Origin of the sequence: Flavobacterium sedimenticola (assembly GCF_030053345.1) — a bacterium.
GTDB lineage: Bacteria > Bacteroidota > Bacteroidia > Flavobacteriales > Flavobacteriaceae > Flavobacterium > Flavobacterium sedimenticola.
In genome coordinates this window covers 571,266-590,161 of record NZ_JASGBP010000001.1, presented here as the reverse complement: position 1 = coordinate 590,161, position 18,896 = coordinate 571,266, and the positions used below count along the sequence as shown (strand labels likewise).

Genomic DNA, 18,896 nt, shown 5'->3' with positions numbered 1-18,896 from the left:
CAATGCGAGGCTTTTTAGTATCATAGCGAAGCTTACTTCTTGATGATTTTATCGGATTTCAAGTAGTTGCCTTCGTTGTAAATTCTTAGGTAGTAGATACCGGAAGCCAACTGGTCGATGACAATTTTGTTGTTTACGTCATCCAATGTTTGGGTTTGTACCAATTGTCCGCTGGTATTGAATATCTCTACGAAATCAACAGCCGTGTGCGGTGAGGTAATAAAGAAGTATTGCGACACCGGATTCGGATACACCGCAATAGCCTGAATGGCTTCTTGCTCGGTAACACTTAACGACTGACAACCGTTTGACGTTTTTAAGCTGACACGCGGTCCGTTCATCGTGGCCTGCATTACTGCTTTCTGACCGTTTGTAAAAAAGGCCATACAACGGTCGTCTACATAATCCATATAGTTCATAAACATGGCGCCGGTAGCATTCGGAGCACACACATTCGTATTGTTTGGATACGTCGGACACCCAAAATACGGACTGTACGTTCCCGGTGTATCGGCTACGCCGTCGTCGGTGTCACACTGTGCATCTCCCCAAGGGTGCTCCAAACCAAAATAGTGTCCGATTTCGTGAGTCGCCGTTCTTCCTTTGTTGAACGGGAAAGTGGCTGTACCGGTATTTCCGAAGTATTGGTCTCCGATACACAAACCATCAAACGCGGCACCGGCCGAAGAAGGCAAATAGGCAAAGCCCAGCAAGGATGAATCGGTAAATCTTCCTACCCAAATGTTCAAATATTTGGTTGGGTTCCAAGCCGTTAAACCGGCCGAGGTGTAGTAACTGTCTTCAAAAACAAAATTGGATGGTACTGATTTTCGCTCGATACCATTCGTGGCTTGTCCGGATGGCGTACGAGTAGCCAAACAAAACGCCAATTCCACATCGGCACCAAACGGTTGAAAAGCTGCCGGTACTACCGTATTGAAATCGGTATTGGTTTTGCGGTAATCGGCATTTAAAATCGCTATTTGCGACAAAATTTGAGCATCACTGATATTTTGAGCGGCCGTTTTGTATAAAACATGGACTACTACCGGAATGGTAATCACAACTTCCGGCGCTCTGTTAGTTTGAGCGGTAGCATTGTTTCGGATATAATCCATCGTTTCTTGATGGTGTACGGCGAAACTCGGATCGTTGGCTTTTAGTTGCTCCAACTTAGTGTTAGTAGCACAGGTTCTTTGCGAATAAGCCCCTAAAGAACTGATTAACAACAAAGAAAGAATAATTTTTTTCATAGCAGTATTTTTTTTAAGCGGTCAAATTTACTGATTAGTTTGATATTACAAATTGTTTCATCAAAAAAAAAAGGGAGAAACCTGTTGTTTCTCCCTAAATTTTAACATTTTTGGTTGGAAAATTATTCCACTGCAATTCTTTTTACTACTTTTCTTCCGCCGTCCACTACATTCAAAAGATAAATTCCCGACTGAGCATTGCTCAACGTGATGTTCTCATTAAAGGTCGCTTGGTTGGTATAGGTGTTTTCAAATATCAATCGGCCTCTCATATCATACACCATCACTTTGGTTTCTTCTGATATAGGATTGCTGAACTGCACGTTGAAGCTTCCGTTATTCGGGTTCGGATATACTGAAAAGTCGGCTAATTGGTTATCGTTTACAGCTAAAGCAGGCAATAAAGCACAAATTTCCAGTGTCCAGTTATTAATCGTTCCGGTATCTCCGTTATAATTATCGTTAGCACTCAATGTCCAATTACCCGACATGTTTTTACCGTTAAAAGCAGACAAGGCTTGGTTAGGTGCAAAGGTACCGGCTAAATTGGCCGCACAAACAATGGCTGGAGCGCCGTCATTGAATAACACATTAAATCCGGTAGATACTTGATTACAATTTCGGTTCAACAAACGGGTTTGTGTCGCATCCGGGTGATTTAACGCTACCACCAAATCCCAATAGTAGGTGTGGGTTCCGGCTACGGTTACGTTCACATCTGAGATAGTTCCTGAAACCGGCACGTTAATCGATTTAGAAACGGTTGCTCCGGCTACGTTAGCACCCAATCCATCCGGAATCGCTAACGGCGTATTATTCGTGTATGTATTACAAGACGTAGAGAATGTATATCCTAAACCAATGTTTTTAGAAACACAGTAGAAAATATTTCCTACGGCTTCAATCAAAATTCGACAGTATGGTGCAGCAACACTTGGCAAGGTAACGGCCTGAGAACCGTCGTTAGGGGTATTCGCTGCCAAAACCGTAGGGAACGTTTGACCGCCGTCTGTAGACAATAAAATATTTACGTTAGCGGTGTTAATACCGTTAGCTGTAGTACCGGCTACATTCCACGTAATGGTTTGTGTAGAACCCGGTGTCCAAGAAACGTTGTCGGTATTCGGACTGGTAATCGCGAAGGCCGCTCCGGTATTTACTACGGTAACTGTAGTCGCCGCGGTTTGTGTTTGACCACCACCCAATACATTGTCTCTTACAGTAAGCGTAAAACTTAAGCTTCTGGCTACAGAAGAAACAGTCTCCCAAGTATTGACTAAGTTGCCGTTTAACACATCCGAGAACTTAGGCATATAACGCACTCCCGTAGTTACCGGTGGCAACGATCTAAAGTTAGGTCCATCTGTTTTGGTAGGTGAAGGAAACGTAGAAGTTCCTCCTACGGTAGTCGCATCGTTATTTTGTTCCCAACAGTAGGTTAATCCGTTATTGGTAGCATCTGTGGCAGAACCTGATAGTTTGAACGCGGTACTGATAGGAATTGAAAAAGCATTTCCTGCCGTAGTAACGGTTGGTCTTGGATTAGTGGATGCTATACTGGTACTAACCGGACATGCTTTAGGCGCCATATTAGACTGGATTTGCAAAATACTTCTGTAGTGAAAATAATCATCCGAATGCATTTGCATATCTGTTCCGCCTCCACCGATACCGGCATAGGCCATAATAGTAGAACCACTACCCGGCTCCATATTTACGGTATTGTTCTCAGCGGTGTGCGTAAACGTATGGTTCGCTCCCATTTGGTGTCCCATTTCGTGAGCTACGTAGTCAATATCAAAGGTGTCGCCCATCGGAACACCATCTGCCGGAGAAGTGTAAGCACTACCTTTACCGGTATCACACACACAACCGATACAACCGGCATTACCACCACCTCCGGTAGCACCAAACAAGTGTCCGATATCATAGTTGGCGTCCCCAATTACACTGGTTAAAGTATTTTGAAGCTCGGTATTCCAAGCACCTGCCGTACCTGTTCCTGCCGGAGAATACGGGTCGGTGGAAGCATTGGTGTACACTACTAAATTGTTATTGGCAATGATTAATAATTTGATAGCCAAATCTCTTTCAAAAATTCCGTTACAACGGGTCATGGTCGCATTCATCGCAGCCAAAGCACCTGCAGCACCCCCATGGTACGTACCATATTCACCGGTACACGATAAGGCTAAACGCATTGTTTTGTATACCTGTGTATTGGCACGGTTCGCAATGGCGGCATCATGGTGTAAATCATTGACTAAAGCAACATCTTCTGTCGAACAGTTAAAAGGCAACTGTCCGGCAATGCGGCTTTGGGAATCAAACGCCACATAAATTGATTTGTCTTTGGTGTAAGGCTCAATGAATTCCGAACCGTTTCCGGCTCTCATCACCATGGTTTGGATTCCTGATGGCGAAAAACTCATATGCAAGGTAGCAGAAGTATCTGTTTTTCCGTAACCCACATAGGCACGAATCTCCGGATACGCTGCTTGTAAGGCCGGTTCAAAGTTAGAGGACTCCCAAATCAAAAAGGTTTCAAAACCTCCTTTTACATTCGGCAACACCACTTCAACTCCCGGTAAGCCCGAAGCTCTTTCCGGCACATTCGTTAATTGTTGTTGAAATTGAAGTGCGTTGAATTGCACCAATTTTTGATTCAAAGAATACTCTGTTTCTCTTACGCGCTCAGCCGTAATGCCTTTACTGCTGTCGAAAAAAAGCCAAGCGTTGTTTTTTTGTGCCAAAACCTGACCTAAAGAGAACACAAAAATGAATAATAAGTACTGTTTTTTCATTGTGTTTTTTTGGTTAAATTAAAAGTTTCCAAATATAGCTATCTTTCAACAATTTACCAACACCCGTTTTTTATTTTAATAGTTTTTTATCTTATTTATTATCTTTTCTCCAAACTTTCTCCCCTTTTAATGCAAAGTCCCTTACTAAACTGTTGTCGTTGCAAAAAATTATAATATTCCATTTGGAAACCTTACTTTTGCACGGTTTCTTAACCTTTACATTTGAAAATAGTCCATTCCATATCATCCTTTGCTGCCGAAAAGCCTACCGTGGTAACCATTGGTACTTTCGACGGCGTGCATTTGGGACATCGCAAGATTTTGGAACAATTAATTCATTCGGCCAAAACATCAGACAGCGAGAGTTTGGTACTGACGTTCTTCCCGCATCCCAGAATGGTGTTGCAACAAGGCACCGAAATGAAGCAACTCAATACGATGGCCGAAAAAACAGCATTGCTCGAAAGCTTAGGGATTGACCACTTGGTCATCCACCCGTTTGACAAAGAATTTTCGCGTCTTACGGCCGAAGAATTTGTGCATGATGTTTTGGTGAATACATTTAAAATACAAAAAATCATTATCGGTCACGACCATCGTTTTGGACGAAATCGCACCGCTGATATTAATGATTTGGTAGCATTTGGTGCTGAATTCGGATTTGAAGTCGCCCAAATTTCTGCGCAACAAATCAATGAAGTCTCGGTAAGTTCCACAAAAATCAGAACGGCTCTCGAGGAAGGTCATGTTACTTTGGCCAATCAATATTTAGGGTATCCGTATTCGCTTACCGGTACCGTGACTCAAGGCAAGCAATTGGGACGAACCATTGGCTACCCCACCGCCAACATTGCCATAGCGGAAGAGTACAAACTCATCCCGCAAAATGGCGTTTACATCGTACAAAGCACTATCAACGGGACAACTGTAAACGGGATGATGAACATTGGCACCCGCCCTACTGTTGACGGCACTACCCAAACCATTGAGGTGCATTTTTTCGATTTCAACGAAAACCTTTACCGGCAAAACCTTACGGTTTCGATTTTAGAACGCATGCGTGCCGAACAAAAATTCGAATCGTTAGACGCCTTAAAAAGCCAATTGGCCGAAGATCAACGCCAAGCCAAAGCTTACTTCGAAGCCTTATAAAACGGGCCGTACTATTCTGTAAAGCCGACTCATCGCATTACTTTTTGTTATAACCCGCTGATTTTTAGGAATAATTCCTTAATTTTGAATGACTCGTTATCAGTATTCACCTAAAATCCAGTGCTATGAAATTACCTAAAGAAGTAACCAACGGCATCCTCATTTTCATTGGTATTGCCTTGTATTTTCTCCTCATGGAGTTTTTTGGTCTATCCAAAATTATTTACCTCAGAGCCTTTAATGCCGCTTTTGTTTATTTCGGTGTCAGCCGAACCCTGCAATCTAACTTTAAGGAAGGAAAAACCGGTTATGTCAGCAATTTACTGTCTGCAGCCACAACGGCCATCATCGGCGTACTGCTCAGTGTGACGGGATTAGTGAGTTACATTTATGCACAAGGCGGTAATGCTTATGTTGAAAATTTGTCAGACGAATTTCTGTTCGGCGGCAATCCTACCGCCAACGAATATGCTTTCGGGTTGCTTTTTGAAGGGATTGCTTCGGCCGTCATCTTGGTTTTTGTCGCCATGCAATTTTTCAGAAATAAAACGGCCGCACAAGATTAGAAGCGATTTCTTTTTCCGATTGTAACTTACATACAAATTGACTACTTTTGGAACATCTAAAAGAGCATACTATGAGTATTACTAAGCACAATTGGACGAAAGAAGAAATTATTGCCATATACAACAAACCCCTGATGGATTTGCTTTACGAAGCCGCCACCATCCATCGTCAACACCATGACCCGAATGTGGTTCAGGTATCTACGCTACTCTCTATCAAAACCGGAGGTTGTCCCGAGGATTGTGGCTATTGTCCGCAGGCGGCGCGTTACCACACCAATATCGAAGGCAACGATTTGATGAGCGTCAGTCAGGTAAAAGCCCAAGCCTTGCGTGCCAAAGCCAGCGGCTCATCGCGCGTTTGTATGGGAGCTGCTTGGCGTAATGTGAAAGACGGAGAAGAATTTGATCAGGTGTTGGAAATGGTTCGTACTATCAACAAACTCGATATGGAAGTATGTTGCACCTTGGGCATGTTGACCGAAAATCAAGCACAACGTTTGGCCGAAGCCGGATTGTATGCCTACAACCACAATTTAGATACTTCGGAAGAATACTATAAAGAAGTGATTTCAACCCGCGGTTTTGAAGACCGTTTGCAAACCATCGAAAACGTACGCAAAACCAATGTTACGGTATGCAGCGGCGGTATTATCGGGATGGGCGAAAGCATTGAAGACCGTGCCGGTATGTTGGTGGCGCTGTCGACTTTGAATCCGCAACCCGAGTCGGTACCGATCAATGCTTTGGTAGCCGTAGAAGGCACGCCGATGGAAGATGAAAAGCCGGTTGAAATTTGGGAAATGATTCGTATGGTAGCCACTACCCGAATTGTAATGCCGGAAACCCAGGTGCGTTTGTCGGCCGGTAGAACACAAATGTCCCGCGAAGGTCAGGCCATGTGTTTCTTTGCCGGGGCCAACTCCATCTTTGCCGGGGATAAATTGTTAACCACGCCCAATCCGGATGTGAATGAAGACATGAAAATGTTTGAAATGTTAGGCTTGGTGCCTCAAAAACCGTTCATCAAAATCATGCAACCCAAAACGGTGGAAGCCGAAGATTCTCAGTTTCAATCCCTGGGTGAAAAACCGAGATGGTCGCGACCGGGACATACTATTGAGAGAAATTTAGAAGCTTCCGGTAAAGGAAAATAGTTAACTTTTTACTAATCGTTTACATTTTCTAAACCTTTTTATAACTTTGCTCTCATCGCTTTGATGGGAGCTTTTTTATTTTAAAAACAACCTATGCCATTAGCCTTAACAGAAATTGAACGCGTAAAGACGATTTCCAAAGAAGATTTTTACAATCGATATGTAAAAAAACAAAAGCCCGTTGTGATTGAGCAATTAACTCAGGACTGGCCGGCTTATGAGAAATGGAATTTAGCTTACATTAAGGAAATAGCCGGTGACAAAACCGTTCCGCTCTACGACGACCGACCGGTGTCGCACAAAGACGGTTTTAACGAAGCGCATGCGCAAATGAAAATGAGCGAGTATGTGGATTTGCTCAACAGCAAACCCACCAATTACCGCATCTTTTTATACAATTTAATCAAAGAAGTACCGGTGCTGAAAAACGATTTCAAATGGCCGGATATTGGGTTGAAACTGGTCAAACAACTCCCGATGTTGTTTTTTGGCGGCGAAAATTCGAAAGTGTTTATGCATTACGATATTGACTATTCCAACATCCTTCATTTCCACTTTCACGGTAAAAAAAGATGCATTCTCTTTGCGCCCGACCAGACACCGTATTTATACAAAGTCCCGCATGCTTTAATCTCCAGAGAAGATATCGATTTTGACAACCCCGATTTTGAAAAATGGCCGGCCCTGAAAAAAGCCCAAGGCTTGGTAGCCGATTTACAACACGGCGAAATGCTTTACATGCCCGAGGGATATTGGCATTACATGAAATACGTAACGCCCGGATTTTCGATGAGTTTGCGCGCGTTCCCGAGAAGCCTCGGCAACTTGTCTAAAGCCGCTTATAATGTGTTTGTCATGCGTCATTTTGACAACCTCATGCGCAAATGGCGCGGTCAACGATGGATTGATTATAAAAACGAACAAGCCATTATCAATACTAACAAATTCTTATAAAAAAAGCGGCTCATTTCTGAGCCGCTTTTTTTTATTGAATTACTATCTTTTTGGTGACCGTTACACCGCTTTCAAGTTGGATTTTCACAATCAGTGATTGCTGACTAACCGAAATGTTCGTTGCAGTAAGCTCTTGGCTGTTGATGTCTTTGGCCGCAAACAACTGTCTTCCCAGCACATCGTATAGCCATACCTGAGTCATGTTTTGAATGGCCGAGTGTAACGTAACCACGCCGTGGTTAGACGTTACTATGACGCTATTCTCCAAGGTGTCAAAATCGGGATTCGCCAAAGCATCGGTGGTGTAGCGTATTTTGAAACGATCGGTATAGGTTCCCGGTACGCCGGCGAACTGATACGGCGCTTCGCGCAGGTTGTGAATGATATTCAAATAGGTGTCTTCCAAATAAATTTTTTGGTCTTCGTTTTGGAACAAACCGTCCACCATACCCACAGCAATTTTGTACGTTCCGTTTTCCGGAATGTCTACGCCTAAAGGCACTTGGTCGTACTCATCAAACGGCAACGAACGCCCTTGAATGATGAACTTGTCACCCCCGGCAACAGTATACATTTTCAAACTGTTATCCGATTTGGTGATGGCATCGTACAAATGGTCTTTTTCCATGGTAGCCCCCTCGATGTAGCCAAACATGGTGCGCGACGGACGTTGGGTATCTTTAACAATATCCAGCCAGATTCGGTTAAACGGCAAGGCTTGCGGCTCCATGGCAGCCGTATCGGCCAAGCGGTAAAAATTCGTTCCGGTAACATTGCCATAGTTTTTATTGCGCAACGCATTGGTAAAATTCACCGTCGTGCTGCCGGCGGCACCGTCTTGCATCACCACGAAGAACCCTTGTCCGGCGCCGATGTAAAAATCAGGATTCGGATTGGCTAAGTTCCCCGATAAGTTAAACGGCAAGTAATCGGCGTTCGGGTCGTAATTGGAAATAAAGTCCTGGTAAAAAGGACTGCTGGTGTTAATAGACGGCATGGTCCCGTGGGTCCAAATATACAAGGCTCCGGTTAGTGCCGAGCTGTTCGCCGTTAAGAAATCTCGGCAACTAATGGCCGACGGATACGGATTTCCTAATAAATTCCAGTTGTCGTCCAACGTAGTTACCGGCGTGGTGCCTACCGTGTACCCCGGCCCTACATAACTGCCGCGGGAAATGGTCACCGGGATGTTTCCGTTTCTCGGTACTCCCGAAAACGGCACTTCAAAATCGCCGGCAACGGTATTGCTGAGTGACGACGGACCGCCTACAATATACCCGGTTCCCGGATTCATGGCTCCGGTGTAGAACACCCAGTTTCCTTGGGTGCCGTTAGCGTTATTCAAGGTGGTATCCCAGCGGAATTTGTACCCGTCGGAAGGCAAAGTGCTCAACGAATACCCATCAACCGGAGACGACCAGTATACATAATCGACGCGGCGTTGTACCGCTTTTCGCTTGTAGGTAATATTGCCCGAGTTGGTCACATTGTTAATTTGTACCAAGCTGGCGTTGTTTTCAAACGTAGCCGTTCCGGTTCCGGTAACGGTCAATCCGTTTTTAATCAAAATATAGTGATTGCCTCTAACAATAACGTTTCGGGCATTGTTCACGGTAACGCTACACGCCTCAAAGCTTGGGGAATACCCATTGGCGGTATCATACGTATTGTCGATGATAACGGCCGTATCCAAAGTAGGCACGCCACTCGACCAGGTATTTCCGGCTTGCCAAGTAGTCGTAATCCCGGCGGTAATCATCACCGCATTGGAAGCCGCGTAACAGGTGGCACTGTTTTCTCGGATTTGACAGTAAAACTGATAGCCTATTAAGGTGGCAATATCGGAAATCGATAAGGTTAATGTAGTCGTTCCGCTGTACAAACCACCATCGGTTAAAGCCGTCCATGTCGCGGTATTGGGCGCTACGGCATACCATTGGTACGCCAAGGCATTACCGCCCACAAATCCTTCGGTTCCCGCAACGGTTAACGAAGTGGAACGACACGTTGGTGTATAAGAAGGATGCACGGTCACGGTTGGAGCTACGCCCAAAGTCATCGAATAGGTCCCGATATTGGAATAATCGTTATTCGAACAAGTCGTCCCCGCATAATCAATTATAGTCCAATCGGAATTGCTGTAGGTAGCGTTAGGCGCTACAACATTGGTGTTTCTTCGGAAATCCGCACCCTCGGTACCGATTCCTAAAGCATTGCCCCAGTTATTACTACCAAAAGTCCCCCAACTGTCAATTAAGGTTACCCCATTAAACAACCCAACGTGATCGTGTTGGTTCGCGGTAAAATTCACCGAGCCACTGGCCGATATTTGGGCGGCATACGAACCGTCTCCACCCGCTATGGCACAAAAGTCATCATCCCCCAAAGCTACTACATAAGAACTTCCTGAGGCCAAATTCACATTATTTAAAGGCAAAGTAAATAAGTAGGCCCCTCCATTATTCGCAGTCTTCAAAGAGTAATTGGATAAATTCTTGGTGACACCTGTGCCGTTGTAAATTTCAACATAACTCAGGGATCCGGAATTAGAATCAGTAAACTCACTAATAAACAAGTCGGTTGGAATATAACCGCCTTCACAAGGTTGTGCTAAATTGGTCAACACCGTAAAGGCATTGGTGGCCGTACATCCTTGCGCATTAGTGGTGACCAAATTACCGGTAGAAGCACCACTTGGCACCGTCACTTTAATTTGGGTAGACGAAACCTGAGTCACCGGCGTAGCATTGGTTCCGTTAAAAGTAACGGTAGCACCCGATAGGTTATTCGCAGTGGCCGTAATGGTCACTTCGGTTCCTACCGGTCCGGAAGTTGGCGTGATGGTATTGGCCGTAGCCAAACACACCCCGGTACCGTTAATAAGATAGGTATATGGGTTTTCGTTGCTGTCGTTATTGGCAATGGAAACAATAGCCGAACGCGGTCCGGCGGCTTGTGGCGTAAACGTAATGATAAACGTAGTGCTGCCGCTTACCGCAATGCTGCTGGTGGCGGGAGCCGTAGTCACCACAAAATCGCCCGGATTGGTGCCGCCGATGCTAACCAAAGGCGCGCCGCTTAGCGTTAACACCGCGGTTCCCAAGTTCTGAATTTCAAAATCTTTCGTCACATTGGAACCTAAGTTTACACTGCCAAAAGCGGTGTTTTCCAAACCACTGGTGGTGGTTACGTTGCCACTGGTAATGCTGTTTGTACCACCGGTAAATCCTTTCACATTGATTTCCGGTGCCGGAATTTGACCCACTCCCGTAAAGTTAATCACATACGGACTTTCGGCTCCTGTTGGGTCGTTGTTGGTGATACTGATACTTCCGGTAAAGGTTCCTGCTGCCGTAGGCGCAAAACGAATGGTAAACGTTTGCGTATTCGGAGTGGTTCCCGACATTCCCGGTATAGAGGTCGAGGCATAATTGGCTTGCAAACTGTACGGCGGATTGCCCGTAATGGTTGGCGTTGCCCCCAACAAGAGGGTTTGATTTCCTAAGTTTTGAATGGTAAACACCACATCGAGTGTGGAACCGGTCAATACCGTTCCGAAGTTGTAGATACTGCCGTTTATATAATTGGTGGCCGACTGTACAATATTGATTTCCGCATCTCTTCTTCCGGCGGTATAGTGGTCGTTCCCCGATAAGGTTGTTCCGTTAATAATAACCGTTCCGGCGATGGTCGCTCCGTTGTTTAACCATTGCGTTCCGTTGTGTTGGTTGGATACATTTCCGATGGTTCCGCCCACCACATCGGCAGCCAGGTACGTTCCGGTAAAGGTATAGGTTGGCGCGGTAATGCCGCCCGACGTCACCACCCAATAGCGGTTCAAATAAATAGAAAGGGCATCCAACAACGGGTCTTTGGAGTTTTCTACCGAAATCCCCAAATACGCCCCCGATAAGGTTCCGGCGGTAAGATTAAACGTCACCGGGGAATACTCGGTGCCGCCGCTTCCGATAGGGAACGATTGCGAACCGGTCGCCGTCATATTTTTGCGCAACACCCCGCCTGCCGACACATCGGCAATCACATAACTGTTGGCCGAACCGCTAGGATTTACGCCTGCCGCCAAAGTCATGGTGGTGTTATTTAAATCGATGAAGCCTGCGGTTAACGTCAGGGCGGTATTCACCGTTACGGCCGAACCCATCACAGCGCCGGTGGCGTTGGCCTGACGGTTCATGGTAAAGGTGCCCAGGTTTTGAAAACCGGTCGTAAAATAGAGTGTCCCGATGCTGCCGGTTCCCAACAAGGTAAGGTTAGACGTGGTACTGCCTTTAAACGTTCCGGTGCCGCTTACCGTATTGGCAACCGCAGCCGTTCCGATGGTGAGCGTATTGCCGTTGATGTCGATAACATCCGATGCCGAACCAAACACAACGGCATTTCCGGTTAACGGAGCCGAAATAATCATATTGGTTCCGGCGGCCAATTGAACCACCGTAGCGGTTCCGGCGGTGCGGAGGTACGGAATGGTAATTCCGGCGGCCGAGGTTACTACTTGAGTACCGTTTTTATTAAAATACACCGCGCGGTTGTTGCCGTTAAAGGTTCCGGTATTGGTAAGGTTTCCGGTTACGCGCAGGTCGTCGCCGTTGGCAAACCCTAAGGTTAAGGTTCCGGCGTTGGCTATGTTTCCGGCCACCACCAATTCGCCTCCGGCTGATACACTGCCGAAATTCATGTGGAAAGCACTTCCGGCATCGATGGTAAGATTACCGGCCATGGCTTTAGAACCTACCGCGCCCGAAGCCGCGCCGTTAATATAATTAAGCGTAGTGCTGTTGCTGACTTGTACGTGATTTGGGTATCCCGCTGTAGTGCCTATAGTGCCTACCCCGGCGGCGTTCCATTCGAAACCGCGTCCGTAGGTACCGCCCGTGTTGTACAACAAGGTCGAAGCGTTCCCGTAAATCGGCATGGCACCGGTATTTAAAAATCCACCGGCATCCAAACGCAAGGTACCGTTGACGGTAATGGTAGGATTGGTGGTTAAGGTTAAGGCGCCCGAGATACTCAAGATACCGCCCGTGCTGATGGTGCGATATGCATCGGCGGCCATCACTACGGTAGTTCCGGCGGCGATGTTAACGTTTTTCGGACTGTTGGTCGCCGGCCAGTACACATGGGCATTGGCCATATTATACGAACCACCGGTATTAAAGTTTAAGGTGGAAGCCGTGCCGTAGGTAAAGTTGGTTAATCCGTTGGCAAAGCCACCGCCATTGAGTTCGAAGGTACCGTCGATGGTGGTCGTTCCGTCGTTGGTATACGTAAACGCCCCGGTGGCCAATTTGGCGCCGGTATTTACAGTGGTGGTGGTTCCGGAATTTCTGGTAACTGCAGCATCCAAAGTAACCACGTGGTTGATGATGGCATTTTGGGCACTGGTAGGCACCACGCCACCCGTCCAAGTCGTTCCCACATTCCATGGGCCGTCTTGAGCCGTAGTAATTCCGGGGGAAACAAAAGTAGCGGTAATGCTTAAGTTATCAATTCCAATACCTTGTCCATTGGAGGAACCTCCGACACCGGTAAAAGTCCAACACAAATAATACAAGCCTGATGGGGCAATCGTGAGCCCTGTAAGGGTAACTGATTTACTGGTGGTGGTTGGTGGATTGTAAATAGTTGTATTGTTGGCATCAGCGGCATACGATTGATTTCCGGCAGCGGCAGCGGTGTTTACCGCCGTAGCTGTTGCGCCGTGAAAAAATGTCCAATCAAAAGCTCTGCTTCCCGAACGGTATTTTTCGTAATCAAAAGTGATGGTTAAATCGGTGATATTGGTTGTACCTGTATTTTGAATGGCAAGTATTATACTTCTCGGACTAGCATATGATCCCGTAGTTAAAAACCCTAATGCTCTATCTGTAGCAGATGCGGTGATACCATTAGCCCAATTGATACATCCCCCAGATGAAGTGCTAGTGACAGCTCCGGTTCCGGTTGTCCCGTAAGCCAGAGTCGTTGCCGTTGTATTTGCAACGTTATTGTAATCATTGCTGGAACTAACTTTAAATCCAGTTGGTAGAGCAGCCGTTCCGGAAGCTCCCAATCCATCAAAATTTTGAGTGACCGGAGTGGCATTCGGTATTGCCAACTGCCCAAACGAGTTTGCGGAAAAAATTAAAAAAATAATTACTGATACGAGTATTCCCCTTACTTTCATAAAACGCTATCTAATTGTTTCATAGTTTGTTACACTACACTTTAGTGCACAAAAAAAGGCCAAGAATTTGGCTGGTAGAAAAGGGGACACAAAACTACATCTAAATTACTAAATTCCAAGGGGCTTGGCTTAAGAAATCTTTAAGTAATCAACAATTTTTTGAACATTTCGGGGTATTCCTTTCAGTTTGAAAGCAAAGCCCTTACCACTTATCAGCGAAATCTTATAAGTATGCCGTTTTAAAGGGCTTTCGGCTTACATTTTTTTTGCCGTATTTTGAGTACCCGTTGGGCGTTGGGCGTGCTTAGTGGTCCGTTATCTGCGAACCTCCCTACTTCTCTGTGGAACACCATTGTGCAAACTTTTCCAAACGATAAAAAGGCACCCTAAAACGTGCACCTCCTTTTTTATTTTGAAAATTATGATCACAAAACGTGCACATCTTTTTTCATTTTGAAAATTATGATCACAAAACGTGCACATCTTTTTTCATTTTGAAAATTATGATCACGAAACAGGTGCATCTTTTTTCATTTTGAAAATTATGCACACAAAACAAGTGCATACTTTTTTGTTTTGAAAATTATGCACACGAAACAAGTGCATCCTTTTTCATTTGGAAAAACATGCACTCCATTCGTAATTTCTTCTCCTTTCCCTAGCGTATAACGCCCAATTCATATCGCTTAACTCCTTTTCCTTTTTCCCTAAAAATCCCTACTTTTACCCCCGTAACCACTCACCCATGACCGAAAAACTTACCCTATCCGAAGCCACGCTTAAATTGGAATATTACTGTTCCTACCAGGAGCGTTGCCATAGTGAAGTGGTTGATAAGTTGTACCAACTGGGTATGAAAGGCGAGGAAATTGATGTGATAGTGGTGCATTTGCTGCAACATAATTTTCTTAACGAAGAGCGCTTCGCCCGTAGTTTTGCCCGTGGCAAACACCGCATTAAATCTTGGGGTAAAATCAGAATTGTTAACGAGCTCAAGCAAAGGCATATTTCCGCTCCCAATATCAAAGCGGCGTTAACCGAAATCCCGGAAGACGAATACCAAGCCACCTTCGACCAATTGGCCGAGCGGTATTGGCACAGCCTCACCGAAAGAAAAGGCCCCAAAAAGAACAAAAAGTTCTGCGATTACCTATTGCGCCGCGGTTGGGAATCGGATTGGGTGTATGCCAAGATGAAGGAACTGGAGAGATAGTTGCGGGTTGCGGGTTACAAGTTGGTAACGCTGAGATGCTCGCAGCATCTTGAACCCGAAACTCAAGACCTGCTAACCAACACACTCACCGCATTGCCGCCAAAACCCACGGCGTTAATGAGTACGTTGCGCATTTGTTTTCGAGGGTGGGGTTCGGCATAATATGGAATCCCGATAAAGGTTTGGTGTTGCAACATGAGCAGCGCCAACTCCATATTGAGCAAGCCCGAAGCGCCAAAGGTATGTCCTATTTTCCACTTGTTGGTGGTGAGCATCGGCGGGTTGGGACCAAAAATTTTTTGGATGGCTTTGTATTCGGAAGTATCACCTTTTAAAGTCCCGGGGGCGTGCATCACAATGGCATCGACTTGCTCTAAAGGGGTGTTTTGCAACGCCATCGCCATCGATTTTTGAAAGCATTGCGCCTCTTCCGAAATCGAAATGTTGTGTTCCAAATCGTCGGTGGCATAGCCAATCCCGGTAATATACCCTAAAGCGTTAGGATGTTCGCCGGTTTCCAAACAGGCTACGGCTGCGGCTTCGCCCAAGACCATGGTGTTTTTGGTTTTGGCAAAATCAAAAGCTCGGCAAGGATAGGCTTCAACATCTTGAAGTTGCGGGTTGCGGGTTGCGGGTTTCGGGTTGGTAGTCTCGTTTGGGTTCGGATTTGCATAAATCTTTAACGCCTGCATTTGGGCCAAGGTAAAAGCGGTCAACGGTGCTTCGCTGCCGCCCACCAAAAACTTGGTCGCCAACCCCGATTGCAACCAAGCCACGGCATTTAACACGGCATGCAAGGCGGTAGAACAGGTAATGGAATGCGAAATTTCGGGACCGCTACTTTTTAAATCGTGGGCTACCCAGGAGGAGAGGTTTCCGAGCGTGGTGGTGGGCGACGTGAGCGTCGCCGTTTTACCGGTTTCGATAAACTCCCGGTGGTATTTCTCAAACAACTGCGTCGCCCCGCGCGACGAACCAATGTTGATTCCGAACGCATCGCCCTGTTGCCAACCGGCTTGCGAAACGGCTTGGCGCGAGGTTAAGATAGCCATGAGTACGGTTTCGTCTAAAGCTTTGTACTTGATGTCTTCCTTGCGCAAGGCGTCAAGGGCTGCTCTGATTTTGGTTGGAATCTCGGCTGCGAATTGACTTTTACCATTAAATTCCTTAGTAGAAATTAAGGTTTTAGGCGAAAGATAATTCGTCCAAATCTCCTCCGGGATTTTCCCTAAAGGCGACATGGAAGCGAGCGACGTTATGGCGATTTTGGTTTTCAACATGGTAAAGTAATGTACGGCAAAGGTAGTTATTCTTTGGGAAAGTTTCGGGTTGCGGGTTCTCGATACGCCCTGCGGGCTACTCGAACTGACGGGGTAAGGGTTCTCGATACGCCCTGCGGGCTACTCGAACTGACGGATTAGGAGTTGCGGGTTAGGTTTGGCGGTTGGTCACAGCTTTAAACTTGAAACTTTAAACTCAAAACTTTAAACTCGAAACCCGCAACTTGATACTTTAAACTCGAAACTTTGAACTCGAAACTCGCAACCCGCAACTTGATACTTTAAACTCGAAACTTTGAACTCGAAACTCGAAACCCGCAACTTGATACTTTAAACTCGAAACTTTGAACTCGAAACTCGCAACCCGCAACCCGTAACTGTTTACACCATCTCCACCGCTTGTTCAACTATACCATAAACCTTTTCCAGTTGTTCGGTTGTAATAATATACGGTGGCAAGATGTACACGATATTCCCCACCGGACGCAGGATAACGCCTTTATCGATAAAGAAGTTATAAAGTTTCATGCGCATGGACCCGTAGTAACTTTCGTGGGTTTCGGTTTGGATTTCGAGCGCAAAAATGACGCCGGTGACGCGGGTGGTTTTTACTTTGGGATGGCTTTTCATTTTTTGAGCAAAAGCCAGATGTTGGGCGTTGATGCGCGCGATATTGTGTTGCATCTCGGGCGTTTCCAACAAGCTGATAGCGGCCAAGGCCGCGGCACAACCCGTAGGATTGGCGGTAAACGTATGCCCGTGAAATAACGCTTTGTTGACATCGCTGTCGTAAAACCCGTCGAAGATTTCTTGGGTAAAAGTGGTAACGGCCATCGGAATGGTACCACCCGTAAGCGCTTTCGACAGGCACAGCATATCGGGTTGGTTTTGCAGGTAATCGGAGGCAAAGGTTTTCCCGGTTTTCCCGAAACCGGTCATCACTTCATCGGCGATGGTAAACACCTGGTGGTGTTGGCACACGGCTATCATTTGATCTAAAACCGCGGCATCGTACATCACCATACCGGCGGCGCCTTGCACTAAGGGTTCAAAAATAAAAGCGGCAAATTCGTTCGTTTCCACTAAGGCCGTTAAGGCTTGTAACGCCTCAGTCTCTTTCCCGGGAACAGGCACCGGAATGCGCACCACTTCGAGTAACGACCCTTTGAAGGCTTCGGTAAAAAAAGTAATACCGCTCGACGCCATGGCGCCAAACGTATCGCCGTGGAAAGCGTCTTCAAAAGCAATGATTTTGGTGCGTTTTCGGCCTTGGTTGTAGTTGTACTGTAAGGCCGCTTTAAGGGCGACTTCCACCGCGGTAGAACCGTTATCGGAATAGAAAATCCGCTTTTGATTGGATGGTAAAACAGACAGCAATTTTTCGGACAACGCCACCGCTTTGTTATGGGTAAAGCCGCCGAACAACACGTGTTCGAGTGTGGTTAATTGCTGGTAAATGGCTTCGGCCATTACCGGGTTGGCATGTCCGAACGGATTAACCCACCAGGAGGCAATCGCATCGATGTATTCCTTTCCGTTATCGTCCCAAAGCAAGGCGCCTTCGCCTTTGACGATGGCAGGAAGTAACCCTGTGGTTTTGTGTTGGGTGTAGGGATGCCAGTTGTATAGTTGGTCTTTTTCGGATAGTGTCATGTTCACCGGTAAGGAATTAAGGTCTTTCATTAAGCAAAATTACGCTTACTATTACAATTAAAGATTCAAAAGATTGTCCCGAAATGTATCGGCGTAATAGGCTATTACATTGGCATCAAAATAGGGTTCGTTGTCGATGCGCCCGATGCATGGGACTCCGGTTTTCTTTAGGATTATGGTTTCTGTGGCTTCGTTTTCATCGCCCGAAAAAATAATCCCGGCAACTTCAATCTTTCGGTTTTTAAGCGCTTCGATAGTTAACAAGGTGTGGTTGATACTGCCCAAATAATGACGGGAAACAACAATCACTTTGTAATCGGGCTTAATTAGGTCGATGATACAATCGGTATCGTTGAGTGGTACCAAAATACCGCCCGCCCCTTCAATCACCAAATGGTTGTTGGTTTGGGGTTCTTTGATTTGTTTTAGGTCGATGGTAATGCCGTCTAAGGCCGCCGCTAAATGCGGACTCGCCGGCGTGTGGAGCGCATAGGCATTGGGATGAAATTGTGACGTATCGTTAGATACCCGGGCTCTTACTTTGTGCGTATCGGAAAGTTCCAAATCGCCTGCCTGTATGGGTTTCCAATAATCGGCTTCGAGGGCTTGGGTGATGATGGCCGAAGCGACGGTTTTCCCGACGTCGGTTCCGATTCCGGTGATGAATAGTTTCATGACTT

At 46.1% G+C, this 18,896-nt stretch carries 11 protein-coding genes; 5 read left to right on the top strand and 6 right to left on the bottom strand.

From position 1 onward, the window contains the following. Positions 1-32: 32 nt before the first annotated feature. A complete protein-coding gene (locus tag QHT84_RS02585) occupies positions 33-1,253 on the bottom strand; it encodes a M43 family zinc metalloprotease (protein WP_283237978.1) in 1,221 nt (406 codons plus the stop codon). 122 nt (positions 1,254-1,375) lie between these two features. Continuing rightward, complete coding sequence (locus QHT84_RS02580) at positions 1,376-4,057, bottom strand: zinc-dependent metalloprotease (RefSeq protein ID WP_283237977.1); 2,682 nt, start codon at positions 4,055-4,057, stop codon at positions 1,376-1,378. A gap of 222 nt (positions 4,058-4,279) precedes the next feature. Between QHT84_RS02580 and QHT84_RS02575 the strand changes: the two genes are divergently transcribed. From QHT84_RS02575 to QHT84_RS02560, 4 genes are all read left to right on the top strand, one after another. Next, positions 4,280-5,209 (top strand): bifunctional riboflavin kinase/FAD synthetase, encoded by a 930-nt coding sequence (locus tag QHT84_RS02575; protein ID WP_283237976.1) that lies wholly within the window; start codon positions 4,280-4,282, stop codon positions 5,207-5,209. 125 nt (positions 5,210-5,334) lie between these two features. Next, entirely contained in the window at positions 5,335-5,775 is a 441-nt protein-coding gene (locus tag QHT84_RS02570; RefSeq protein ID WP_283237975.1) for a hypothetical protein, read from the top strand. 71 nt (positions 5,776-5,846) lie between these two features. Next, on the top strand, positions 5,847-6,932 hold the full coding sequence (gene bioB / locus QHT84_RS02565; RefSeq protein ID WP_283237974.1) for a biotin synthase BioB: 1,086 nt from the start codon (positions 5,847-5,849) through the stop codon (positions 6,930-6,932). A 93-nt stretch (positions 6,933-7,025) separates the two neighbouring features. Continuing rightward, positions 7,026-7,886 carry a cupin-like domain-containing protein gene (locus tag QHT84_RS02560; RefSeq protein ID WP_283237973.1) on the top strand — a complete coding sequence of 287 codons (861 nt, stop codon included), beginning with the start codon at positions 7,026-7,028 and terminating at the stop codon, positions 7,884-7,886. Positions 7,887-7,917: 31 nt separating this feature from the next. Here QHT84_RS02560 and QHT84_RS02555 read toward each other — a convergent pair whose 3' ends face one another. After that, the gene (locus tag QHT84_RS02555; protein ID WP_283237972.1) at positions 7,918-14,001 is read right to left on the bottom strand and encodes a choice-of-anchor D domain-containing protein; all 6,084 of its coding nucleotides are present in this window, start codon (positions 13,999-14,001) and stop codon (positions 7,918-7,920) included. 814 nt (positions 14,002-14,815) lie between these two features. On the opposite strand from QHT84_RS02555, the gene QHT84_RS02550 reads away from it, so the two are divergent. Then, positions 14,816-15,283: a regulatory protein RecX gene (locus QHT84_RS02550; RefSeq protein ID WP_283237971.1), complete on the top strand. Its 468-nt coding sequence runs from the start codon at positions 14,816-14,818 to the stop codon at positions 15,281-15,283. 62 nt (positions 15,284-15,345) lie between these two features. Here QHT84_RS02550 and QHT84_RS02545 read toward each other — a convergent pair whose 3' ends face one another. From QHT84_RS02545 to bioD, 3 genes are all read right to left on the bottom strand, one after another. After that, positions 15,346-16,563, bottom strand: coding sequence for a beta-ketoacyl synthase N-terminal-like domain-containing protein (locus QHT84_RS02545; RefSeq protein ID WP_407649225.1), 1,218 nt, complete (start codon positions 16,561-16,563; stop codon positions 15,346-15,348). 381 nt (positions 16,564-16,944) lie between these two features. After that, positions 16,945-18,216 carry an adenosylmethionine--8-amino-7-oxononanoate transaminase gene (gene bioA, locus QHT84_RS02540; RefSeq protein ID WP_283238307.1) on the bottom strand — a complete coding sequence of 424 codons (1,272 nt, stop codon included), beginning with the start codon at positions 18,214-18,216 and terminating at the stop codon, positions 16,945-16,947. A gap of 57 nt (positions 18,217-18,273) precedes the next feature. Beyond that, entirely contained in the window at positions 18,274-18,891 is a 618-nt protein-coding gene (bioD, locus tag QHT84_RS02535) for a dethiobiotin synthase (protein WP_283237970.1), read from the bottom strand. Positions 18,892-18,896 lie beyond the last annotated feature (5 nt).